Source organism: Rhizobium sp. 10PS4 (genome assembly GCF_032464805.1).
Lineage (GTDB): Bacteria > Pseudomonadota > Alphaproteobacteria > Rhizobiales > Rhizobiaceae > Rhizobium > Rhizobium laguerreae.
The window spans coordinates 39,997-62,517 of the sequence record NZ_JAWDIW010000017.1 but is presented as its reverse complement, the minus strand read 5'-3'; the positions used below and the strand labels follow the sequence as shown (position 1 = coordinate 62,517).

At 60.7% G+C, this 22,521-nt stretch carries 19 protein-coding genes and 1 tRNA gene; 18 read left to right on the top strand and 2 right to left on the bottom strand.

Annotation, left to right across the window (positions count from 1 at the left end; genetic code table 11):
* The first annotated feature begins 8 nt into the window (after window positions 1–8).
* The 15 genes from ybgC (at window position 9) to serA (ending at window position 16,617) form a co-directional block, all read left to right on the top strand.
* Window positions 9–464: a tol-pal system-associated acyl-CoA thioesterase gene (gene ybgC, locus RWJ89_RS28550; RefSeq protein WP_012758853.1), complete on the top strand. Its 456-nt coding sequence runs from the start codon at window positions 9–11 to the stop codon at window positions 462–464.
* Window positions 465–839: 375 nt separating this feature from the next.
* A complete protein-coding gene (tolQ, locus tag RWJ89_RS28545) occupies window positions 840–1,559 on the top strand; it encodes a protein TolQ (protein WP_003542733.1) in 720 nt (239 codons plus the stop codon).
* Between the two features lie 18 nt (window positions 1,560–1,577).
* On the top strand, window positions 1,578–2,033 hold the full coding sequence (gene tolR / locus RWJ89_RS28540) for a protein TolR (protein WP_003542730.1): 456 nt from the start codon (window positions 1,578–1,580) through the stop codon (window positions 2,031–2,033).
* Between the two features lie 8 nt (window positions 2,034–2,041).
* Window positions 2,042–3,184 (top strand): hypothetical protein, encoded by a 1,143-nt coding sequence (locus RWJ89_RS28535; RefSeq protein ID WP_168284237.1) that lies wholly within the window; start codon window positions 2,042–2,044, stop codon window positions 3,182–3,184.
* Complete coding sequence (locus RWJ89_RS28530) at window positions 3,185–3,622, top strand: cell envelope integrity protein TolA (RefSeq protein ID WP_168284236.1); 438 nt, start codon at window positions 3,185–3,187, stop codon at window positions 3,620–3,622.
* A 23-nt stretch (window positions 3,623–3,645) separates the two neighbouring features.
* On the top strand, window positions 3,646–4,953 hold the full coding sequence (tolB, locus tag RWJ89_RS28525; RefSeq protein ID WP_065281168.1) for a Tol-Pal system beta propeller repeat protein TolB: 1,308 nt from the start codon (window positions 3,646–3,648) through the stop codon (window positions 4,951–4,953).
* Between the two features lie 152 nt (window positions 4,954–5,105).
* Window positions 5,106–5,636 carry a peptidoglycan-associated lipoprotein Pal gene (gene pal, locus RWJ89_RS28520; protein WP_020051519.1) on the top strand — a complete coding sequence of 177 codons (531 nt, stop codon included), beginning with the start codon at window positions 5,106–5,108 and terminating at the stop codon, window positions 5,634–5,636.
* A 162-nt stretch (window positions 5,637–5,798) separates the two neighbouring features.
* The gene (gene ybgF / locus RWJ89_RS28515) at window positions 5,799–6,785 is read left to right on the top strand and encodes a tol-pal system protein YbgF (RefSeq protein ID WP_316031828.1); all 987 of its coding nucleotides are present in this window, start codon (window positions 5,799–5,801) and stop codon (window positions 6,783–6,785) included.
* A gap of 11 nt (window positions 6,786–6,796) precedes the next feature.
* Window positions 6,797–8,272, top strand: a complete 1,476-nt coding sequence (gene tilS / locus RWJ89_RS28510; protein ID WP_316031827.1) for a tRNA lysidine(34) synthetase TilS — start codon at window positions 6,797–6,799, stop codon at window positions 8,270–8,272.
* 96 nt (window positions 8,273–8,368) lie between these two features.
* On the top strand, window positions 8,369–10,300 hold the full coding sequence (gene ftsH / locus RWJ89_RS28505; protein WP_020051516.1) for an ATP-dependent zinc metalloprotease FtsH: 1,932 nt from the start codon (window positions 8,369–8,371) through the stop codon (window positions 10,298–10,300).
* A gap of 241 nt (window positions 10,301–10,541) precedes the next feature.
* On the top strand, window positions 10,542–11,894 hold the full coding sequence (gene glmM, locus RWJ89_RS28500; RefSeq protein WP_168271558.1) for a phosphoglucosamine mutase: 1,353 nt from the start codon (window positions 10,542–10,544) through the stop codon (window positions 11,892–11,894).
* Between the two features lie 306 nt (window positions 11,895–12,200).
* Window positions 12,201–12,440, top strand: coding sequence for a hypothetical protein (locus RWJ89_RS28495; protein WP_062945198.1), 240 nt, complete (start codon window positions 12,201–12,203; stop codon window positions 12,438–12,440).
* Window positions 12,441–12,737: 297 nt separating this feature from the next.
* Window positions 12,738–13,574, top strand: a complete 837-nt coding sequence (locus RWJ89_RS28490) for an outer membrane protein (RefSeq protein WP_316031826.1) — start codon at window positions 12,738–12,740, stop codon at window positions 13,572–13,574.
* Window positions 13,575–13,762: 188 nt separating this feature from the next.
* Window positions 13,763–14,941, top strand: a complete 1,179-nt coding sequence (locus RWJ89_RS28485) for a phosphoserine transaminase (protein WP_316029561.1) — start codon at window positions 13,763–13,765, stop codon at window positions 14,939–14,941.
* Between the two features lie 80 nt (window positions 14,942–15,021).
* Entirely contained in the window at window positions 15,022–16,617 is a 1,596-nt protein-coding gene (gene serA / locus RWJ89_RS28480; protein ID WP_316029562.1) for a phosphoglycerate dehydrogenase, read from the top strand.
* Between the two features lie 77 nt (window positions 16,618–16,694).
* Here the strand turns inward: serA and RWJ89_RS28475 are convergent, their stop codons facing one another.
* Window positions 16,695–16,961, bottom strand: coding sequence for a hypothetical protein (locus RWJ89_RS28475; RefSeq protein WP_077979586.1), 267 nt, complete (start codon window positions 16,959–16,961; stop codon window positions 16,695–16,697).
* Window positions 16,962–17,125: 164 nt separating this feature from the next.
* Between RWJ89_RS28475 and RWJ89_RS28470 the strand changes: the two genes are divergently transcribed.
* From RWJ89_RS28470 to RWJ89_RS28460, 3 genes are all read left to right on the top strand, one after another.
* Complete coding sequence (locus RWJ89_RS28470) at window positions 17,126–19,279, top strand: putative bifunctional diguanylate cyclase/phosphodiesterase (RefSeq protein ID WP_316029563.1); 2,154 nt, start codon at window positions 17,126–17,128, stop codon at window positions 19,277–19,279.
* Window positions 19,280–19,727: 448 nt separating this feature from the next.
* On the top strand, window positions 19,728–20,927 hold the full coding sequence (gene mnmA / locus RWJ89_RS28465; protein ID WP_020051509.1) for a tRNA 2-thiouridine(34) synthase MnmA: 1,200 nt from the start codon (window positions 19,728–19,730) through the stop codon (window positions 20,925–20,927).
* A 135-nt stretch (window positions 20,928–21,062) separates the two neighbouring features.
* Window positions 21,063–21,139 (top strand) — tRNA-Met (locus RWJ89_RS28460).
* Between the two features lie 446 nt (window positions 21,140–21,585).
* Here the strand turns inward: RWJ89_RS28460 and RWJ89_RS28455 are convergent.
* Entirely contained in the window at window positions 21,586–22,419 is an 834-nt protein-coding gene (locus tag RWJ89_RS28455; protein ID WP_316031825.1) for a VCBS domain-containing protein, read from the bottom strand.
* Window positions 22,420–22,521 lie beyond the last annotated feature (102 nt).

The following is a 22,521-nucleotide window of genomic DNA, read 5'->3' as shown; positions in this document are numbered from 1 at the left end:
AGAAAATTATGACGGAACGCCCTTTTTCCATTTCGGGAGAGCTGACGGAGGCCGGACACCGCCTCGTCCAGCGGGTTTATTATGAAGATACGGACTTCTCCGGCCTGGTCTATCACGCCCGCTACCTGCATTTCCTGGAGCGCGGCCGCACCGATTATCTGCGCTGCCTCGGCGTCGAGCAGCGCGAACTCGTCAGCGCCGACGAGGAGGGGCTGGTTTTCGTCGTCCACCGCATGGAGATCGACTTCAAGAGCCCGGCGCGCATGGACGATGTGCTGACGATCCTGACGCATACGGAAAAAGCCGGCGGCGCCAAGATGGTGCTCAATCAGCAGATCCGCTCGGGCGAAACGCTGCTGATCGCCGCCAAGGTGATCATCGCCGTCATCAACGCCCGGGGGCGGCCGAGGCGGCTGCCGGAAACGCTGGCGGTGAAATTCCTGGAGGGCAGCACGCCGTTGTAGTCAGAATCGCATGAAATTCAGGTCTTGTCAGAACTTGAGTTTTATGTGAAGGAATTCCCGCGCCGCAGGATGAGCGCTCTTTCGACAGCCGGACCTTGCTCCGGTCAAGTAGTCCATGGAACGAAATCTTCCAAACACAGGCTTACTGTCACAGTCCGGCACTAACGATCTATTAACCATAATAGTGTCTTACTGGGAAAGTCGGGGTTTGTGCGGTGCACGCCTTCCTTTGACCAAATTTGACGGCAAGAAGGCGGAAGATGAGCTTGGAAGTTTGACCAGGGCTTTGGGCGGCGGCCGCCGGACACTTCTTGCGAGATCAGTTTGTGCCGCCCGGTCCAGCACCGGGCGTTTGGATTCGGGGATTTTGGACCAATGGAACAAGTAGGATTGGCAGCAGCAACGACGGACGTCAGCCTCTGGTCGCTTTTCATGCAGGCCGGCATCGTCGTCAAGCTCGTCATGCTCGGGCTCATCGCGGCCTCGGTGTGGACGTGGGCGATCGTCATCGACAAATACCTGGCCTATGGCCGCGCGCGGCGCCAGTTCGACAAGTTCGAGCAGGTGTTCTGGTCGGGCCAGTCGCTGGAAGAACTCTACCGCTCGCTGTCGGAACGCAACAATACAGGGCTCGCGGCCATCTTCGTCGCCGCCATGCGCGAGTGGAAGAAATCCTTCGAACGCGGCGCCCGCTCGCCGATCGGCCTGCAGATGCGTATCGACCGTGCGATGGACGTGACGCTCGCTCGTGAGACCGAATTTCTCGGCGCCCGTCTTGGATCGCTCGCGACCATCGGCTCGGCCGGTCCGTTCATCGGTCTCTTCGGCACGGTCGTCGGCATCATGACCTCGTTCCAGGCGATTGCTGGTTCGAAGTCGACCAACCTTGCGGTCGTCGCGCCCGGTATCGCCGAAGCGCTACTTGCCACCGCGATCGGCCTCGTCGCCGCTATACCGGCAGTTATCGCCTACAACAAGTTCTCTGCCGATGCCGGCAAGCTCTCGGGCCGCATGGAAGGTTTCGCGGATGAATTCTCCGCCATACTTTCGCGCCAGATCGACGAGAAACTGCAGCCACGCGCTGCCGCTCAGTAAGCAACGGAGTATTCTGACATGGGTATGGCTGTTGGAGGCAATGGCGGCGGAGGCGGCGGACGCCGTCGTCGCGGCGGTCGGAATAGGGCCGTGATTTCCGAAATCAACGTGACGCCGCTCGTCGACGTCATGCTGGTGCTTTTGATCATCTTCATGGTCGCGGCACCGATGATGACCGTCGGCGTGCCGATCGACCTGCCGGAAACGCAGGCCAAGGCGCTGAATTCCGAGACGCAGCCGATCACCATCTCCGTCAAGAACGACGGCGAGGTGTTCCTGCAGGAAACGCCGATCCCGGCCGCGGAGATCGCCGCCAAGCTCGAGGCGATCGCCACTACCGGCTATAACGAACGTATCTTCGTGCGCGGCGACGCGACCGCGCCTTATGGCGTCATCGCCGACGTCATGGCCCGTATTCAGGGCGCAGGCTTCAAGAATATCGGCCTCGTGACGCAGCAGAAGAAGGACCAATAGCGCTCAAAATGAAGGCCAGTGTCATCACATCTGCTGTTTTGCACGGCCTGGTGCTCACCTGGGCGATGGTATCGCTCGGCGCCCCTGAATCCTTCAAGGTAGAGGATTTCGAGGCGATGCCGGTCGATCTGGTGCCGGTGGAATCCATTACCCAGATGCAGCAAGGCGACAAGAAAGCTCCGAAGAAGGAGACTTCCGCGCCCGTACCAACGACGCGGCCGCCGATCGCACAGCCCGCCGAAAATGCCGGCGACAACAATGTCGACCTGAAAACGCCTCCGGTCCCGAACGCCAAGCCCAGCAATACCGAAGCGGCGGCGGCGAATTCGAGCGACAAGCCGATGCCGAAGATCGATCCTAAGCCGAATGACGTGAAGGAGATCGTCAAGGAGGAAACGGAAGTAGAGCAGCCGAAGGAGGTCGCTTCCATTCCGCCACCGAAGCCTGTCGAAGTGACGCCGCCGAAGCCGGAGGAAAAACCGCCGGAAGAACAGGCCAAGCCGGAGGAGCCGCCGAAGCCGGATGCGGAAGCATTGCCGGACAACGTGCCGACCCCCGTCGCCAAGCCGCAGGTGAAGCCGCTGGAACCGCAGAAGCCCGTCGAAAAGCCGCCGGAAAAGACTGCGGATCAGCCGAAGACCGCCGACACACCGGCGGACAAGAAGAAGGCGGACAAGAAGCAGGAAGTGGCGAAATCGGCTTCATCGATGAAGAGCGACTTCAACGCGGATGAAATCTCCGCGCTGCTCAACAAGGCCGATCCTTCCGCCGGTGGGGCCAAGCGCTCGACGCAAGAAGCATCGCTGGGGAACAAGAAGAGCAATGGCGGAGCCAAACTTAGCCAGAGCGAGGTTGACGCCGTACGTGGTCAGATCTCCGGTAATTGGTCGTCTGTTCAGGGGCTGGCGGGCGCGGGCGATGTTCATCTTCAGGTTCGTTTCCAGCTTGATCAGGCCGGAAATGTCGTTGGTGATCCAGAGGTCATTGCGACAGGTGGGCCGGAGTCGACTCGTCAGGCTCTTAAGAGCAGCGTTTATCGCGCTGTTATGAAATCATCTCCCCTCAAGAACTTACCAGCAGATAAGTATGAGGGCGAGAACGGCTGGAACGAGATGCTTCTCACCTTCGACGCAAGCGATTTTGGAATCTAGATGCTGAGCAGCTTATCCCATTTCGCGAAGTCTATCGGGGCGCTGGCGATGTTAATGGCTGCTTTCTCACTGCCGCCTGATGGACATGCGGAGACGATGAGTCGGGAAAAAACTGACTCAAAAGCAAAAATTTTAAGTGTGCCCGTTATCGATGGGATGCGAAATGCCATCACAAATCGTTTTGCCCTCCCTGCGGACCTGAAGGACGCCGCCAGCGTTCATCTAAGGTTCCGTGTGCGCCTCGATAGGAACGGTCGCATTATCGGAACTCCCGATGCGGAGGTCAGCGGTGGCAGCGAAAGGACACGTAAAATCATTACCGACGCAGCTCTTCGCGCAATTGTCCGTGCAGCTCCTTACACGATGCTTCCAAAAGACAAATACGATGTCTGGAAGGAAGTTGTTTTGAACTTCGATGTCAGCCAACTGAACCTATAAAGTGCTGAAAGGCTTGTTTTGATATGGTCAAGTGTTCCCTCATCCGCGCCCTGATGGTCGTTGCCGGTCTAGTCGGGGCCGCAGTCTTTACGACTCCGGCGAACGCGCTTGTCGAGATCAATATCAACAAGGGTAATATCCAGCCGCTTCCGATCGCGGTGACTGATTTCCAGGGCGACATGGGCGCGCAGGTCTCGCAAGTCATCGCCGCCGACTTGCAGCGGTCCGGTCTCTTCGCACCCATCAACAAAACCGCCTTCATCGAGAAGATCTCTAATCCCGACGCTTCGCCGCGCTTCGAGGACTGGAAGGTCATCAATGCCCAGGCGTTGGTCACCGGCCGGGTTACCAAGGAAGCGGATGGCCGCCTTCGTGCCGAATTCCGCCTATGGGATACATTTGCCGGACAGCAGATGACCGGTCAGCAATTCTATACGCAGCCGGAGAACTGGCGCCGTGTGGCTCACATCATCGCCGATGCGATCTACAAGCAGATCACCGGTGAGGAAGGTTATTTCGACACGCGCGTCGTCTTCGTCTCCGAATCCGGCACCAAGCAGCAGCGCAAGCGCCAGCTGGCGATCATGGATCAGGACGGCTTCAACGTGCGAATGCTGACGGATGGCAGCGATCTCGTGCTGACGCCGCGCTTCTCGCCGAGCCGGCAGGAAGTCACCTACATGTCCTTTGCCAACCAGCAGCCGCGAGTCTATCTGCTGCAGCTGGAAACCGGGCAACGCGAGGTCGTCGGCAATTTCCCCGGCATGACCTTCTCGCCGCGCTTTTCGCCGGATGGTCAGAAGGTGATCATGAGCCTGCAGCAGGATGCCAATTCCAACATCTATACGATGGACCTGCGCTCGCGCACGACGACGCGGTTGACCTCGACGGCGGCGATCGACACGTCGCCCTCCTATTCGCCTGACGGCGCACGCGTCAGTTTCGAAAGCGACCGCGGCGGAAAGCCGCAGATCTACGTGATGAACGCCGATGGCTCGGGCCAGACCCGCATTTCCTTCGGCGACGGCTCCTATTCGACGCCGGTCTGGTCGCCGCGCGGCGATCTCATCGCCTTCACCAAACAGGCCGGCGGCAAGTTCTCGATCGGCGTGATGAAGCCGGATGGTTCGGGCGAGCGCATCCTGACGACCGGCTTCCACAATGAGGGCCCGACCTGGGCGCCGAACGGCCGCGTGCTGATGTTCTTCCGCCAGGCTGCGGGGTCGGGCGGTCCGCAGCTCTATTCGATCGATCTGACCGGTTACAACGAGCAGCTCGTGAAGACGCCGACCTACGGCTCCGACCCGGCCTGGTCGCCGCTTATGGAGTAGGCGATGCGCTGCTGCCTTCTTGTCGCCCCAAAGTCATGGAACCGAGCGGCCAAGGGACAAAGTGGCAAATTGTTAACCATAATCTTTGAGGGGCGGTTAACCGAGTGCGGTTACTGTCCGGAAACCCTGATGAAATCGCAAGGAGACCGGCCATGAGCCGAATTCATACCCCGGCAATGAGCCGCATGCAGAATTTCGCCCGCAACCCCGTCATGATCGCGCTTATCGCCGGCCTCGCGCTCGCAAGCTGCGCCAAGAAGCCGCCGAACAGCGCCGGCGACCTCGGCCTCGGCAGCGGTGCTGGCGCCGCAACGCCGGGCTCTGCCCAGGACTTCACGGTCAATGTCGGCGACCGCATCTTCTTCGACACCGACTCCTCGTCGATCCGCGCCGATGCCTCGCAGACGCTCGACCGTCAGGCCCAGTGGCTTGGCCGCTACCCGAACTACCAGATCACCGTCGAAGGCCATGCCGACGAACGCGGCACGCGCGAATACAACCTCGCGCTCGGCGCCCGCCGTGCGGCTGCCGCCAAAGACTATCTCGCTTCGCGTGGTGTCCCGGCGCAGCGCCTGAAGACGATCTCCTACGGCAAGGAACGTCCGGTCGCCGTCTGCGACGATATTTCCTGCTGGTCGCAGAACCGCCGCGCGGTTACCGTGCTTGGCGGCGCCGGCATGTAATTGCCGAGCAACAATTGGCTTTTTCGAAAGGCGGTCCCCCAGGGGCCGCCTTTTCTTTTTGACCACACTTTGGCCAGACTCCGTTGCTTTTTGAAAGCAATTGGAAAAATCTCCTGTTCGTGCCATCGAGGTGCGAAGAATCACTGGGACAGGACGATACATATGAAGAAATTTGTCGTGGCAGGCATGCTGTGCCTGGCGGCTGTGACCGGAAGCGAACGGGCGGCCTATTCGGCCTCGTTCTTCGGGCTACATCTCGGCGGCCGATCCGCGGAAAACCAGGCGGCGCCGCCCGTCGTCAAAGTGCAGAGCGGCGATGCGGAGGTTCGCGTGCAGCAGCTCGAAGAGCAGTTGCGGCAGTTGAACGGCCGGATCGAGGAGATGAGCTTTCAGCTTCTGCAGATGCAGGAGACGATCCGCAAGCAGCAGGAAGACAATGAGTTCCGCTTCCAGCAGCTCGAAAAGACGGGTGCCGGCGGTGCCGTCAAGGCCCCTGTCAAGAAGAGCGAGACCGATGCCGCTCCGGCAGCCTCCGGCGGCGACGACATTGCCAAGGTGATCCAAGCACCGCAGGGAGCCGAAACGGCTCCCTCCACGAGCGTGCCGGAGAATAGCGGCCTCGGCCAGCCGCCGAAGGAGCTCGGCTCGATCGATTTCGATCAGAACGGCAATCCGATCGGCGGAAGCGTCGACGAAAATGCCACGATCGGTTCCGGGCCACTTCCCGATGCCAATAGCAAAACGCCGCAGCAGACCGCCTCGCTCGGCAGCGAGGCCGACCAGTACAAGGCCGCCTACGGCCACGTGCTATCCGGTGATTACAGCACGGCCGAACGGGAATTCACGCAGTACATCACCCAATACCCGAGCAGCGCGCGGGCGGCGGACGCCAATTTCTGGCTCGGCGAAGCGCTCTATTCGCAGGGCAAGTACAATGAGGCGGCCAAGACCTTCCTCAACGCGCATCAGAAATACGGCACATCGGAAAAGGCGCCGGAAATGCTGCTGAAGCTCGGCATGTCGCTTGCAGCCCTCGACAATACCGAGACGGCCTGTGCAACGCTGCGCGAAGTGTCGAAGCGTTATCCGAAGGCCTCGCGTGCCGTCATAAGCAAGGTTGCGAGCGAACAGAAGCGCCTCTCCTGCTAAGGCCTTCCGGAATGTCTCCGGATGCCGCATCGCCTCAACGGGCGATCCTCCAGTTTCTCACGTCGCTTCAAAGCCCCGCGCGCATTCTCGTCGCGATATCAGGCGGCAGCGATTCCACCGGCCTGCTTCTTCTGCTCGATGAAGCCGTGAAGGCCGCGCCCCATCTCAAGATTTCTCTTTGCGCTGCGACCGTCGATCATGCGTTGCGCGCCGGCTCCGCAGACGAGGCGCGTGAAGTCGCAGCCCTTTGCGCATCGCTCGGCATTCCCCACATCATCATGATCTGGCAGGGCGACAAGCCGAAAACCGGTATCATGGCTGCGGCCCGAGAGGCACGTTATGGCATGCTTGCGGCGGCGGCCGAAAGTTTCGAAGCCGATCTCATCGTCACTGGCCATACGTTCGACGACCAGCGCGAAACACTGCAGATGCGTGGGATGCGAACGGAGCAGATTTCGACCGGCATTGCGGATGCGGTGCTCTTCAACCGGCGCTTCTGGATTTTACGGCCGCTTCTCTTTTCCAACCGGGCAGATATCCGCGCTTTCCTCAAAGAGCGGGGCGTGCCGTGGATCGATGATCCGAGCAACGAAGATGTGACTTACGAGCGCGTGCGGACACGCCGGAAGCTTTCGGCCGATGCAGGTGCCGAGAGGAATATCCGCGCGGCTTGGGAAGCACGGCTGGCTCTTTCGGCTAGGGGAGCAGATTGGCTGGATCGTCATTTCACGCTTCACGGAGGTCTGCTCGGACAGGTGACGCCTGACGGGTTGCGGCAGGATCGGGCAGTCCTTGATTATGCACTCGGCCGTCTGACAGCCATCTTCGGTGGGCAACCTTTCGTGCCGGGCAGGGCACAGATGGACCGGGTTCTTACATTTGTCACCGGCAGCAGGCTTGGACGAATGACCGCTGGCAGGGTAGTGTTCGATCTCAGACGTGACGGGCTTCATCTGGCGCGCGAGAGCCGGGGGATATTGCCCCTGGTTCTGCGGCCGGGAGAGGCTGGGGTTTGGGATGGCAGGTTCGGGGCTGTAAATAGGTCTGGAACGATTATAGGGGTGGAAGCCCAGGCCGGACACTCCCTCATTCCTGTGCTCGTCACAGGAATCCAGCCACCGCGCGTCGGCGCGGTGAATGACTCAATAATGCTTGAAGAGTCTCCCGCGCCCAAGGACTTGGGCGCGCTGGATTCCTGCGACATCCCTCGGATCAAGTCCGAGGACAGGAATGAGGGAGGGTCGGACGGGCGCCTTCCCAAGGGTGCATGGAAGCGCGCCATGGCTGCGGCGCCGGTTTTATCTGCCGAAGGAGCCCCTTTATCTGAGGAATCCGCCCGCATGGTCGAACTAACACCCTATTTCGCACCCTTCGACCGCTTTTTGACACGATTTGACTTCATCTTTGCCAATAGGCTTTCGGCGGTTTTCGCGACGGCGCCCTATGCGAGGCTGCCTTTAAGAAGTATTGACGGAAAAACCATCTGACCTGGGGTGTCGCCTTGGCAATCGCACGGCGCAACCCTATGTTAGAGAGGAATAAGACGGTCGCCATGAGGCGGCTGTTCCATGCTGGGGAGTTCAATGAACCCTAACTTACGAAATTTCGCCTTGTGGGCGATCATAGCGCTTCTGCTGATCGCCCTTTTCAGTATGTTTCAGACGGCGCCAGTGCAAACGGGCTCCCGTGAAGTCCCTTATTCGCAGTTCCTGCGTGAGGTGGATGCGGGCCGGGTGAAGGATGTCGTGGTCACCGGTAACCGGTTGACCGGGACATATCTGGAGAACAACAATACCTTCCAGACCTATTCGCCTGTGATCGACGACAGTCTGCTCGACCGCCTGCAGGCCAAGAACGTGGCCGTCACCGCGCGTCCGGAGACTGATGGTTCTTCCGGCTTTCTGAGCTATCTCGGAACACTGCTGCCGATGCTTCTGATTCTCGGCGTCTGGCTGTTCTTCATGCGGCAGATGCAGGGCGGTTCACGCGGGGCGATGGGCTTCGGCAAATCCAAAGCCAAGCTGCTCACCGAAGCGCATGGCCGCGTGACGTTCGAAGACGTCGCCGGTGTCGACGAGGCCAAGCAGGATCTCGAAGAAATCGTCGAATTCCTGCGTGATCCGCAGAAGTTTCAGCGTCTCGGCGGCAAGATCCCGCGCGGCGTATTGCTCGTCGGCCCTCCGGGCACTGGCAAGACACTGCTCGCCCGCTCGGTTGCCGGCGAAGCCAACGTGCCCTTCTTCACCATTTCGGGCTCCGACTTCGTCGAAATGTTCGTCGGCGTCGGTGCAAGCCGCGTGCGCGATATGTTCGAGCAGGCCAAGAAGAATGCGCCCTGCATCATCTTCATCGACGAAATCGATGCCGTCGGCCGTCATCGCGGCGCCGGTCTCGGCGGCGGCAATGACGAACGCGAGCAGACGCTGAACCAGCTGCTGGTCGAAATGGACGGCTTCGAGGCGAATGAAGGCGTGATCCTGATCGCTGCGACCAACCGTCCCGACGTTCTTGATCCGGCGTTGCTGCGTCCCGGCCGTTTCGACCGTCAGGTCGTGGTGCCGAACCCCGACATCGTCGGCCGCGAGCGCATTCTCAAGGTGCATGCCCGCAACGTTCCGCTGGCGCCGAATGTCGATCTCAAGATCCTCGCCCGCGGTACGCCCGGTTTTTCCGGCGCCGACCTGATGAACCTTGTCAACGAAGCCGCTCTCATGGCCGCCCGCCGCAACAAGCGCGTCGTCACCATGCAGGAATTCGAGGACGCCAAGGACAAGATCATGATGGGCGCCGAGCGCCGTTCCTCGGCGATGACCGAGGCGGAAAAGAAGCTCACCGCTTACCATGAGGCCGGACACGCCATCACCGCGCTCAATGTCGCCGTCGCCGATCCGCTGCACAAGGCGACGATCATTCCGCGCGGCCGTGCGCTCGGCATGGTCATGCAGCTTCCCGAGGGCGACCGCTACTCGATGAGCTACAAGTGGATGGTCTCGCGCCTCTGCATCATGATGGGCGGCCGCGTCGCCGAAGAGCTCACCTTCGGCAAGGAGAACATCACTTCGGGTGCCTCCTCCGACATCGAGCAGGCGACCAAACTTGCCCGCGCCATGGTCACGCAGTGGGGCTTTTCCGATCAACTCGGTCAGGTCGCCTATGGCGAGAACCAGCAGGAAGTCTTCCTCGGCCACTCGGTTTCGCAGTCGAAGAATGTTTCGGAAGCAACCGCGCAGAAGATCGACAATGAAGTGCGCCGGCTGATCGACGAGGCCTATACGCAGGCCCGCACGATCCTGACGGAAAAGCACGATGAATTCGTCGCCCTTGCCGAAGGTCTGCTCGAATACGAGACCCTGACCGGCGAAGAGATCAAGGCGCTGATCCGCGGCGAAAAGCCTTCCCGCGATCTCGGTGATGATTCGCCGCCAAGCCGCGGCTCAGCCGTTCCGAAGGCCGGCGCACGGCCTGCCACCAAGGGTGACGAGCCCGAAGCTGGCCTCGAACCGCAGCCGCATTGAACAGCGGCACTCCCTTGAACAAGGCCGGATTTCCGAAGTGGGAGATCCGGCCTTTTCCATTGGTAACGGGATATAATCATTTTTCTTGCTAATTTACGTGCTGATCGCCGCATTTTGTGGCATTCCGCTGAATTGAGGCAAGCATGAATCACGCTCCTGGATTGACGACATTCCACTGAAGCCGGATTCGCTTGGAACGATGCGCTGCCTTGAATGGCGCGCGGAAAGCGCAGGAGTGCAGATGAAAAGACGCTATTTCGGTACGGACGGCATTCGCGGCCAGGCCAACGTCTTCCCGATGACGCCGGACCTTGCGATGCGGGTTGGCATCGCCGCAGGAACGATTTTCCGTAACGGCGCCCACCGTCATCGTGTGGTGATCGGCAAGGACACGCGCCTGTCAGGATACATGCTGGAGAATGCCCTCGTGGCCGGTTTTACCGCGGCTGGACTGGACGTGTTCCTTCTCGGCCCTATTCCGACACCTGCGGTTGCCATGCTGACGCGTTCCCTGCGATGCGACATTGGGGTGATGATTTCGGCCTCGCACAATCCGTTCCAAGACAATGGTATCAAACTTTTCGGTCCGGACGGCTACAAGCTCTCCGATGACATCGAAGCGCAGATCGAGGATCTGCTCGAGAAGGATCTATCGGGGCAGCTTGCCAAGGCTGAGGAAATCGGCCGAGCCAAGCGCGTCGATGGCGATATCTATCGCTATCTCGAGCATGTCAAACGCACGCTGCCGCGCGACGTCACGCTGCAGGGTCTCCGGATCGCCATCGATTGCGCCAACGGTGCCGCCTACAAGGTGGCGCCCGCCGTGCTCTGGGAACTCGGTGCTGAGGTCGTCACTATCGGCAACGAGCCGAGCGGCATCAACATCAACCTCAATTGTGGTTCCACCAGCCCCGTCGCGTTGCAGAAGAAGGTCGACGAGGTGCGCGCCGATATCGGCATCGCGCTCGATGGCGATGCGGATCGCGTCATCATCGTCGACGAGAACGGCTCGATCGTCGACGGCGACCAGCTGATGGCCGTCATCGCCGAGAGCTGGGCCGAGAGCCAGCAGCTGCGCGGCAATGGTATCGTTGCGACCGTCATGTCCAATCTCGGCCTCGAGCGTTTCCTCGATGACAAGGGCCTCGGCCTTGCCCGGACGAAGGTCGGTGACCGTTACGTCGTCGAGCATATGCGCCAGCATAATTACAATGTCGGCGGCGAGCAGTCCGGCCACATCGTGCTTTCGGATTACGGCACGACCGGCGACGGTCTCGTGGCGGCGCTGCAGATCCTGGCCGCGGTCAAACGCACCGGCCGGACCGTCAGCGAGGTCTGCCGTCGCTTCGAGCCAGTGCCGCAGCTGCTACGCAATGTCCGCATCAGCGGTGGCAAGCCGCTGGAGGATATCCAGGTGCGGAAGGCGATCGCCGATGCCGAAGCCGAGCTTGCGAGGAACGGCCGCCTCGTCATCCGCCCCTCGGGCACCGAGCCGCTGATCCGCGTCATGGCCGAGGGCGACGACCGCGCCCAGATCGAACGCATCGTCAACGAGCTGATCGGTACGATCTCGAACGTCCGGACAGCCGCCTGATTTTTTCGGGATGAAATGTCAAAAGCCGGTACGGAAGTACCGGCTTTTCGTTATTGGTGCCTTCGGTTCGAAGATTTACTCCGGATCGACTTCCCGCCGGGACCGTCTCCGCCCTTCCGAAGACAAGATGTCAGTGACTTGCCAGCTTGGCTTCCGGTAGGGAGCAAGCCTCGGCAATCGCAGCATGTCGGAGCGCAGTGAGCACTGAGACGGCATCCACGGAAATTTGCCGATGCCTTGGTGACAACGCTGTCAACCTCCACACGTGGATGCTACACGGCGGCATTTGCATTCAAGGGAAATATCATGAAAAAATTGGTGCGCCTGCTGCTGACGATCGCTCTGGCATTCGTCGTCTTTACCGGTTTCCGCTGGTATCGCTACATCACCAACACCGACAGCCCTTACGATGAAATCGGCATCACGCTCAACAATGCCATGCCGGGCCCGATCAATGCCTGGGGTTGTGCCAAGCTCAAAACGACCTTTGGCACCTCCTTGCCACCATACGGCTGCGCTGCCGAAAACGCGACGCAATGGAAGTAACAGCAAGATTTGTCGATTGGAGCAGCCGATGGATCTGACGGCGAAGGAAACCGACCTGGCGATTTGACGGGGCGGGGTTCTTGGGCTTTGCAGTTGGCGGTCTTCGGTGAGTCCGGCGGCTGCCAGCCTGAACCTAACTCCACGATAGCGAGGAACTCGCCGCCAATCTCTCTCTTAGCGTTTCTTCCCATTTATAGTTAAGCAGCTTTTAACGTTTCCAATTCATTATCCATACGAAGCGTACCAGATTGGCGGCGATTGAGCCTGCCGACGCAACGAGATTTTGGAGTGGGATCCATGAAAAGAAGCTTGTCCGGCATCTTCGCCGCATTGTTGATCGCGACAAATGCCTATTCCGCGGACTTCGCCCCTGCCGAACCTATCCCGGAGCAGCCGCCTGAGGTAACGGTCACCGAAGCGACCGGCTGGTATCTGCGCGGTGACGTCGGTTATGCCTTTACCGATCTGCGCGGCGCCCGCTATTTTCAGGGCAGCAACGCCACGGAAGTCGATTTCGACGACGCTGATCTCGATGACGCATGGACGATCGGCGGCGGTGTCGGTTATCAGATCAACAGCTATCTGCGCACCGATCTGACCTTCGACTATCTCACCCAGGCGGATTTCAAGGGTTCGACGGTTGGGCAGTGCGGCTTTCCTCTGGTGGATTGCACCTCGAGCGACCGCTCTTCGCTGACGGCCTATACACTGCTCGCCAATGCCTATGTCGATCTCGGCACCTATGGCTACGTCACGCCTTATGTCGGTGCTGGTATCGGTGGTTCCTACGTGAAGTGGAAGAACCTGCGCAACGTTGCCTGCGCCGATGACGGCAGCTTCTGCGACGACCAGGTCACGCATGGCGGCAAGGGCTCCTGGCGTTTCACTTACGCCCTGATGGCCGGCGCCTCGATCGACGTGACCTGCAACGTCAAGGCCGATGTCGGCTATCGCTACCTGCATATCGACGGCGGCAACATGTTCGGCTATGCCGACAATGGCGGCCCGGGTCGCGACAAGGGTCTCAGCGTTCACGAAGCCCGCGTCGGTGCCCGCTATCTCTTCGGGGGCTGCGCCCAGGCGAGCTACGAACCGCCGCCGGAAATCCCGCTGCAGCAGCCTGTCTACAAGTAAGTCCGATCTCCCTGACACCAGAAGCCGCCCCCAACCGGGCGGCTTTTCGTATTGCGGCCCTACTGCTCTGCGGCAAAATATGTTCCCGCCGCGACACTTCGATCTTGACTATGACGCGCCGGATCCATACACACCGCGGCGGGACACCCTTCCCCAACGAAGGGCTTTCTATCTGAGAGGATAGCATCATGGCGAAGACCGCAAAGCCGGACATCCGTCCGCTCAATACCCATTTTTCTTCTGGCCCCTGCTCGAAGCGCCCCGGTTGGTCGCTCGAAGCCCTTTCCGACGCGGCCCTTGGCCGTTCGCACCGCGCGAAGGTCGGCAAGGCCAAGCTCAAGCAGGCCATCGACCTTACCCGTGAAATTCTCGAAGTGCCGGCGGATTACCGCATCGGCATCGTTCCGGCGTCCGACACAGGCGCCGTCGAAATGGCGCTCTGGTCGCTGCTCGGCGAACGCGGCGTCGATATGCTCGCCTGGGAAAGCTTCGGCGCCGGCTGGGTCACTGATGTCGTCAAGCAGCTGAAGCTCAAGGATGTGCGCAAGCTCGAAGCCGGTTACGGCGAGCTTCCCGATCTCTCCGCCGTCGATTTCGACCGCGACGTCGTCTTCACCTGGAACGGCACCACCTCCGGCGTGCGCGTGCCGAACGCCGATTTCATCCCAGCCGACCGCAAGGGCCTGACGATCTGCGACGCCACCTCGGCCGCTTTCGCGCAGGCACTCGATTTCGCCAAGCTCGACGTCGTCACCTTCTCCTGGCAGAAGGTTCTGGGCGGCGAGGGCGCCCATGGCGTCATCATTCTTTCGCCGCGTGCCGTCGAGCGTCTGGTGACCTACACGCCGGCCTGGCCGCTGCCGAAGATCTTCCGCATGACCTCGGGCGGCAAGCTGACGGAGGGCATCTTCCAGGGCGAGACGATCAACACCCCGTCGATGCTCTGCGTCGAGGACTATATCGATGCGCTTGTCTGGGCGAAGGGCCTCGGCGGCCTCAAGGGGCTGATCGCGCGTGCCGATGCCAATGCCAAGGTCATCCACGATTTCGTCGCGGCAAACGATTGGATCGCCAATCTCGCGGTCAAGGCGGAAACGGCCTCCAACACTTCCGTCTGCCTGAAGATCGTCGACAAGGACATCGCAGCGCTTGATGACGACAGCCAGGCGAATTTCGCCAAGGGCTTGGTCGGCCTCCTGGAAAAGGAAGGTGTCGCCTATGACGTCGGCCACTACCGCGACGCGCCGTCGGGCCTGCGCATCTGGGCTGGCGCCACGATCGAGGCATCCGACATGCAGAAGCTGATGCCGTGGCTTTCCTGGGCCTTCGAAACACAGAAGGCGCAGCTCGCTCAGGCCGCCGCCTGAGGTGATCGCATCCGGCTCCGCCATAGGGCGGAGCCTATTCCTGATTCATTCATCGCTGAACACTTTTGAAGGAGGCCCTCATGGCACCTCGCGTTCTCGTATCCGACGAGTTGTCGGAAACCGCCGTCCAGATTTTTCGCGACCGCGGCGTCGAAGTCGATTTCGAACCGCAGCTCGGCAAGGACAAAGACCGTCTGCTCGAAGTCATCGGCAAGTATGATGGCCTGGCCATCCGCTCCGCTACCAAGGTGACTGAAAAGATCATCGAGGGGGCGACGAACCTCAAGGTCGTCGGCCGTGCCGGCATCGGCGTCGACAATGTCGATATCCCGGCCGCCTCGCGCCGCGGCATCATCGTCATGAACACGCCCTTCGGCAACTCGATCACGACGGCCGAACATGCGATCGCGCTGATGTTCGCCGTCGCCCGCCAGCTTCCGGCAGCCGATACCTCGACGCAGGCCGGCAAGTGGGAGAAGTCGAAGTTCATGGGCGTCGAGATCACCGGCAAGACGCTCGGCGTCATCGGCGCCGGCAATATCGGCTCGATCGTCTGCGCCCGGGCCATTGGCCTCAAGATGCACGTCGTCGCCTACGACCCGTTCCTCTCCAAGGAGCGCGCCGAAGAGATGGGCGTCACCAAGGTCGAGCTGGAAGAGCTTTTCGCCCGCGCCGACTTCATCACGCTGCATGTGCCGATGACCGACAAGACGCGCGGCATCCTTAACAAGGAAGCGCTGGCGAAGACCAAGCCCGGCGTGCGCATCATCAACTGCGCCCGCGGCGGCCTGGTCGATGAGGCCGCGCTTGCCGAGGCCATCAAGTCGGGTCATGTCGCCGGTGCCGCCTTCGACGTCTTCGAGGTCGAGCCCGCCAAGGAAAGCCCGCTCTTCGGCCTGCCGAACGTCGTCTGCACGCCGCATCTTGGTGCCTCGACGACCGAGGCGCAGGAAAACGTCGCTTTGCAGGTGGCCGAACAGATGGCGGATTACCTTGTCAACGGTGCCGTCTCCAACGCCATCAACATGCCGTCGATCACGGCTGAAGAAGCGCCAATCCTTAGGCCCTTCATCCGCCTTGCCGACGTTCTCGGCGCCTTCGTCGGCCAGGTCACCGAAGAGCCGATCAAGGAAATCGAAATCCTCTATGACGGCATCACTGCCAACATGAACACGCGGGCACTGACGAGTGCTGTGCTCGCCGGCCTCATCCGCCCGCAGGTCGCCGACGTCAACATGGTTTCGGCGCCAATCATGATCAAGGAAAAGGGCATCGTGCTCTCCGAGGTCAAGCGCGACAAAACCGGCGTCTTCGACGGCTATATCAAGCTGACGGTGACGACCGAAAGCATGACGCGCTCGGTCGCCGGCACGGTGTTTTCGGACGGCAAGCCGCGCTTCATCCAGATCAAGGGCATCAACCTCGATGCCGATGTCGGCTCGCACATGATCTATATCACCAATACCGACGTTCCCGGCATGATCGGCTTCATCGGCACGACGCTTGGTGCTGCCGGCGTCAACATTGCCAACTTCCAGCTCGGCCGTGACAAGCAGGGCGGCGACGCCATCGCACTGCTCTATGTCGACGGCAAGGTTGATGACGCCGTGCTTGCTGAGTTGACCGCCCACCAGGCAGTACGCCAGGCAAAACCGCTGACCTTCAATATCGACTGAGTTTTTCCTCCCAAGGAAATGAAAAACCCGGCGCTGGAAACGGCGCCGGGTTTTTGCTGTTTCAGAGAACAGACAAATTAACGGTGCCGGCGTTTCCGGCGGACGAGCCTGCCGAAACGGGCGACATCGTCTTCAGCCTTGGTGCGGTGAAGGAAGGCGAGCCTGCTGCCGTCGAGGCCCTGAAAGAATTCGTCCCAGGAAATTTCTTCCTGTGTTTCCGAGGAAAAATCGACGCGGACAGTTTCGCTATCGCTCGCGTCCTTGATGCGGGCGGGATGGCCACCACGTTCTTCGATCCAGTGTCTGATCCTGCTGTAATCCGTCGTCGTGCCGAACCTGCCCATGAAACCCTCCTCAGCAACTGGCTTGCGACTTCGATGCCCAGGAATGCACGATCGAGAGAATTGTTCCATGGTGCCTCAATTATTTTATCGAGGCCCGAGATCGCGATGGCAGATCGCCGCTTTTGCACATTCTGAAGGCGGAAGCCTAAAGTTTAGCCCTGATTATGATTCTGATTTTATTTAACTTTTCCCGGTATAGAGCTGAGATCGGCATCAACCGCACGCGAATTTCCATGGCCCTCTTGCAGAAGACCGAGCAGACCCAAGCATTAAACGACGACTTCCGGTCATTGTTTGCAACGCATCCGTCGCCGATGTGGGTCTATGATCCGGTAACGCTGCGCTTTCTCATCGTCAACGAGGCGGCGGCAGTACTTTACGGCTACGGCGCGGACGAGTACCAGCGCATGACGGTTCTGGAGATCCGCCCCGAGCATGAACGGGAGCGGATGATCGACGCCGTCAGCGGCCGTACCGACATGGAAAAGGCAGAGCGCTGGGTTCACCTCAAGGCGAACGGCGAGACCTTCGACGTGCTAACCTATGGTCGAGAAGTGCGTTTCGAGGGCCGGGCCGCAATCCTGGCGATCGTGCAGGATCGCACCGAGGTCAATGCGGCCAGACGCCAGATGAGCGATACCCGCTCGCTTCTCGACAGCATCGTCGACAACCTGCCGGTCGGCGTCTTCGTCAAGGACATGGAAGCGGACGGGCTCTACGTTCTCTTCAACGAGGCCTGCGGCGATATCGTCGGCATGAGGGCGGAGCACGTGGTCGGCCGAACCGACCGAGCGCTGTTTCCCGCCGGCCAGACAGGGGCCTTCCGCGAGCAGGATCGCCGCGCCTTCGAAACCAATACGGCAATCAGCTTCGAGGAGACGATGCTGCGCGCCGATGGCGTGCCGCGCATCCTGCGCACCGTCAAGCGCGCCCTGCCGACGCCGGAGGGCCATGCGCCGCGTTATCTGCTCGGCATCTCGCAGGACGTGACGGAGGAGCGGACCGTCGAGGCAAAGCTTGCCCATCTCGCCATGCACGATTCGCTCACCGGCCTGCCGAACCGGGCGGCATTTTCCAGGCGTATCAACCAGCGGGCGGTCGAAGCGACCACCGACAGCCCGATCGCGCTGCTCTATATCGACGTCGATCATTTCAAGCACATCAACGACAGCAAGGGACATGCCGCCGGCGACGCGCTGCTTTGCCAGGTGTCGGAGCGGCTGCTGCAGCTGGCGGAGGAGGGCGATCTCGTCGCCCGTCTCGGCGGCGACGAATTCGCCGTCGTGCTGGAGCTCGACGGATCGGAGCGGGCCGGACGTTTTGCGCAGCGGCTGCTCAAGGCGCTGAGCCGTGCCTTCGATCTCGACGGCGCCCGGGAGCATGTCACCTGCAGTATCGGCATCGCCTTGGCGCCCGATCATGCCGGCGACGCGGATGTGCTGATGCGGCATGCGGATCTGGCGCTCTATGCCGCCAAGGAGAACGGGCGCTCGACCTATCGTTTCTACGAGACGGAGATGCGGCTTGCCGCCGAGCGCCGGCACGTGATGACCGCCGAGCTGTGGGAAGCGCTGGAGAAGCGCCAGTTCGAGCTACATTACCAGCCGATCGTACAGCTCGACAATGACGACATCGGCGGCTTTGAGGCGCTGATCCGCTGGCGCCATCCCAAGCGCGGGCTGGTGGCGCCGATGGAATTCATTCCGCTTGCCGAGGAAACCGGCCTTATCGTGCCGATCGGCGACTGGGTGATCCGGGAAGCCTGCCGCGCGGCCGCCGGCTGGCCCGCCCATCTGAGGATCGCCGTCAATCTCTCCGTCAGCCAGTTCCGGCATGCGAGCCTGCTTTCGACCGTGGTCGCGGCGCTCGACGAGACCGGCCTCAATGCCGACCGGCTTGAACTCGAGATCACCGAGTCCGTATTCCTGACCGATGCCGACCAAAGCCTGCCGCGGCTACGCGCATTGAAGGAACTCGGCCTCCGTATCGCCATCGACGATTTCGGCACCGGTTATTCGTCGCTGAGTTATCTCCGGTCCTTCCCCTTCGACAAGATCAAGCTCGACCGCAGCTTTGTTTCGGGCATCGAGACGGATGCGGGCAATCTCGCCATCGTGCGTGCCGTCGTCGGTATCGGCTCCGGCTTCAATGCGACGACGCTGGCCGAAGGGATCGAGACGGAGGAGCAGTTGCAGAAGCTGCGCGCCGAAGGCTTCAGTGAGGTGCAGGGCTATCTGCTCGGCCGGCCGATGCCGCAGCACGAGGCGGAGGCGCTGATCCACGGCCGCGCGCTGAGGGCTGCTAAGTCTCGTAGATAGGCGTGCTTGCGCGGCAGCTGGGATCAGCCGTCCGGCAGAGGCATGCCGCCTGATGCCATCAAGCATTCGTCATTTTGAGAACGGCGGCAGAAGCGGCATAATTGTCGCGGGCTGGAAAGGAGGATGTCTATGAAACGCTATTCATTCTCGATGATCGGACTGGCGCTTGTAACCGCCATTGTCACCAATCCGGGCATCGCATTCGCCTGCAACAAGCTGATCGGCACTTGAGCCGCACCCCCCGCTCCAGGGCGCGGCTTCGGCTGCGCCTTTCTTTGGTGCGGGAATGCAAAACACTCAGGCGCCGATGCCGCCCCTTGCGTCCCGCGACAATCCTTTCTATATCGGTGCCTCATCGAGAGACGGCGGTCGATCCCGCCGGAGATCAGCAATCCGCCGCAATTGCAGCGCAAAGGCGGATCGTGACCGCGCAGAATTGGCACCATCGTTGAACACACTGGATTTTGACAAGAAGCCGGAAGAGACCCGTGTCGTCGTTGCCATGTCGGGCGGCGTCGATTCATCCGTCGTCGCCGGCCTTCTCAAGCAACAGGGTTACGATGTGCTCGGCATTACGCTGCAGCTTTACGATCATGGCGCCGCCGTTCACCGCGCCGGTTCCTGCTGCGCCGGCCAGGATATCGACGATGCGCGCCGCGTCTGCGAAACGCTCGGCATCCCGCATTACGTGCTCGATTACGAAAAGCGCTTCCGCGAGACGGTGATCAATCCCTTCGCCGAGAGCTATGTGGCGGGCGAAACGCCGATCCCTTGCGTTTCCTGCAACCAGACTGTCAAATTCGCCGATCTGCTGGCGACCGCCAAGGAACTTGGCGCCGATGCGCTGGCGACCGGTCACTATATCCGCTCGGGACTGAACCCCTCGCCGGACAATCCCGGCCGCCGCGCGCTTTTCCGCCCGGCCGATGCCGACCGCGACCAAAGCTATTTCCTCTTCGCCACGACGCAGGAACAGATCGATTATCTCCGCTTTCCCCTGGGCGGCCTGCCGAAGGCCGAGACCCGCAGGCTCGCCGAAGAGATGGGCCTCGTCGTTGCCAAGAAGGCCGACAGCCAGGACATCTGCTTCGTGCCGCAGGGTAAATATTCCGACGTCATCACCAAGCTGAAGCCGAATGCGGCGCTTGCCGGCGAGATCGTCCATCTCGATGGCCGCGTGCTCGGAACCCATGAGGGCATCCTGCACTTCACCATCGGCCAACGCCGCGGCATCGGCATCGCTACCGGCGAGCCGCTCTACGTCGTCTTTCTCGACGCTCGTTCGCGCCGCGTCATCGTCGGACCGAAGGAGGCGCTGGAAACGCACCGCGTCTACCTGCGCGACATCAACTGGCTGGGCGACGAAACACTTCAGGAAGCCGCGTCCGGCAAGGGCTTTGCCTGCTACGCCAAGGTCCGCTCGACACGGGCGCCGGCACCCGCCGTCCTGCATGTCGATACAACTGGCACCTATGTCGACCTGACGGTCGGCGAGGCGGGTATCGCGCCCGGCCAGGCCTGCGCGCTTTATTCCGCGCCCGGCGACAACGCCCGCGTCTTCGGCGGCGGCTTCATCGAACGCTCCGAGCGCGAACCTTCGGCGGAAGCCTGCCTGAAGGCCCTTCTGGCCAGCCCCGTCGCCGCCTGAAACCCATAGGTAACGACGGCCGGCAAAGCCCACCGTTTTTCTCGATCATGCGCTTGACACAAAGCCGAAGCGCACCTTATAAGCCGCTCATCCCACGAACCGGCATCGCTTCGCGAGCGGGTATCGTTGACCAGTGGCGGAGTAGCTCAGTAGGTCAGAGCAGAGGAATCATAATCCTTGTGTCGGGGGTTCAAATCCCTCCTCCGCTACCATCTTTTCATTGCAGAATTGGCGATTTTTGCGGCTCGATTTTGAGCCGGTTCCGGCGGCCTTGGCAGCACCTTGGTCGCATCGCCAACGTGGCGGCGAGGGACAAAACCAGTCCGGCCCTGATCTGCAGGATTCGCGCCAACGGCGAGGACAGGCCTATCTGTAGAGCGTCAGAAGCAACAGAGGCATCTTCGTCGCCCAAAGGTGGGATGCGACAGCGATAATGATAGTCCATACGGCGAGCGAGAACACGACCGCCGCTAACCTGATCCCGACTGGCTGCATCATTTCCTCCATCCCAGCATAATCGTGCCCCCTCGAACGATCCAATGCTAGCAAGATGCAGGCCCGTCAGCTATCGCAAGAAATTGGTACCTAGATAGGCGCCGCAGAACGCAGTCGGTGAAGGTGCACAGACTTTGGTGATGCGGCGCCCTTTCCCCATCAATCAAACGATGAAATGAAAGTTGTCGTATTGCGCGCCGTAATAATCCGGGCCGCTCGTTTCGTTGATGACGGGTTCGGTGTCGAGCACGAGTTGGTCGATTTCGCCGTAGGCGCTGAGATCGATCACTTGCGGGTCATGAATGCTGTCGGCGGTGACGTTGACCGTGACCAAGAATACGGTATCGCCGTCCAGCTTACCTTCGATCGTCAGAACGTTGTCATAGTCCGATGTGCCGTTTGCGACACTGAATTGCTCGATCTGAAAGTTGCCGCCATCGGCGGCTTGGATGGGTGTCCAGAACACGCCTCCTCCCAGATAGTGGTTGCCATCCGCCTCCTCCCGCACAGTCGCGTCGTCACCATCGTACCAAGCGCCCCAATCGAAGCCTTTGTAGCCCGTCGGGAAGTCGTGGTTGCCGACATCCTCGAAATTCACGAAGACGTCGCCGCGTTCCGGCAGGTCGACCGCGATGTTGAGCAAGCCGAAGTCGGTCGCGCCTTTGCCATCCGAGATCTTGAAATTGAACTGGTCGACGAGTTGGTCTCCCGGGCCGAGCGCTGATACCACCGGGTTGGTGTGATCGAGCTCATAGCTGTAGTTACCATTGGAATAGACGGTTAGAGTGCCGTAATTTCCCTCGACTGTGGTGGTCGTGGCAGGCCCGTTCGGATCGGCCGGTTGCGGAATTCGCTGCCCATTGACGAAGTTGAGACGCACCTGATCTCCGTCGGCATCCACCGAACTAGTATTGTCCAGGATGTTGCCGTCGATCGGGTTGTCGATGTTGAAAATAGGCTGGTATACATCACCTGCGACCGGCTTGTGGTTTGCCATTTCTATCCCCCCGTTTGATAGGCGGTTTCAGTGTGCAACTTTATCGAGTGTCTTGACAACAGAAATCGATGGAGCATCGGATAATTCCAACCCATCAAGGCC

What these genes read in the sequence shown, in the direction of transcription:
- tolR (WP_003542730.1), top strand. Translation starts at nt 1,578, where the DNA reads ATGGGTATGGCTGTTGGAGGCAATGGCGGCGGAGGCGGCGGACGCCGT.
- RWJ89_RS28470 (WP_316029563.1), top strand. Translation starts at nt 17,126, where the DNA reads ATGATTCTGATTTTATTTAACTTTTCCCGGTATAGAGCTGAGATCGGC.
- ftsH (WP_020051516.1), top strand. Translation starts at nt 8,369, where the DNA reads ATGAACCCTAACTTACGAAATTTCGCCTTGTGGGCGATCATAGCGCTT.
- RWJ89_RS28475 (WP_077979586.1), bottom strand. Translation starts at nt 16,961, where the DNA reads ATGGGCAGGTTCGGCACGACGACGGATTACAGCAGGATCAGACACTGG.
- RWJ89_RS28485 (WP_316029561.1), top strand. Translation starts at nt 13,763, where the DNA reads ATGGCGAAGACCGCAAAGCCGGACATCCGTCCGCTCAATACCCATTTT.
- pal (WP_020051519.1), top strand. Translation starts at nt 5,106, where the DNA reads ATGAGCCGAATTCATACCCCGGCAATGAGCCGCATGCAGAATTTCGCC.
- tolB (WP_065281168.1), top strand. Translation starts at nt 3,646, where the DNA reads ATGGTCAAGTGTTCCCTCATCCGCGCCCTGATGGTCGTTGCCGGTCTA.
- ybgF (WP_316031828.1), top strand. Translation starts at nt 5,799, where the DNA reads ATGAAGAAATTTGTCGTGGCAGGCATGCTGTGCCTGGCGGCTGTGACC.
- glmM (WP_168271558.1), top strand. Translation starts at nt 10,542, where the DNA reads ATGAAAAGACGCTATTTCGGTACGGACGGCATTCGCGGCCAGGCCAAC.
- RWJ89_RS28495 (WP_062945198.1), top strand. Translation starts at nt 12,201, where the DNA reads ATGAAAAAATTGGTGCGCCTGCTGCTGACGATCGCTCTGGCATTCGTC.
- tilS (WP_316031827.1), top strand. Translation starts at nt 6,797, where the DNA reads ATGTCTCCGGATGCCGCATCGCCTCAACGGGCGATCCTCCAGTTTCTC.
- serA (WP_316029562.1), top strand. Translation starts at nt 15,022, where the DNA reads ATGGCACCTCGCGTTCTCGTATCCGACGAGTTGTCGGAAACCGCCGTC.
- RWJ89_RS28530 (WP_168284236.1), top strand. Translation starts at nt 3,185, where the DNA reads ATGCTGAGCAGCTTATCCCATTTCGCGAAGTCTATCGGGGCGCTGGCG.
- RWJ89_RS28490 (WP_316031826.1), top strand. Translation starts at nt 12,738, where the DNA reads ATGAAAAGAAGCTTGTCCGGCATCTTCGCCGCATTGTTGATCGCGACA.
- RWJ89_RS28455 (WP_316031825.1), bottom strand. Translation starts at nt 22,419, where the DNA reads ATGGCAAACCACAAGCCGGTCGCAGGTGATGTATACCAGCCTATTTTC.
- ybgC (WP_012758853.1), top strand. Translation starts at nt 9, where the DNA reads ATGACGGAACGCCCTTTTTCCATTTCGGGAGAGCTGACGGAGGCCGGA.
- RWJ89_RS28535 (WP_168284237.1), top strand. Translation starts at nt 2,042, where the DNA reads ATGAAGGCCAGTGTCATCACATCTGCTGTTTTGCACGGCCTGGTGCTC.
- tolQ (WP_003542733.1), top strand. Translation starts at nt 840, where the DNA reads ATGGAACAAGTAGGATTGGCAGCAGCAACGACGGACGTCAGCCTCTGG.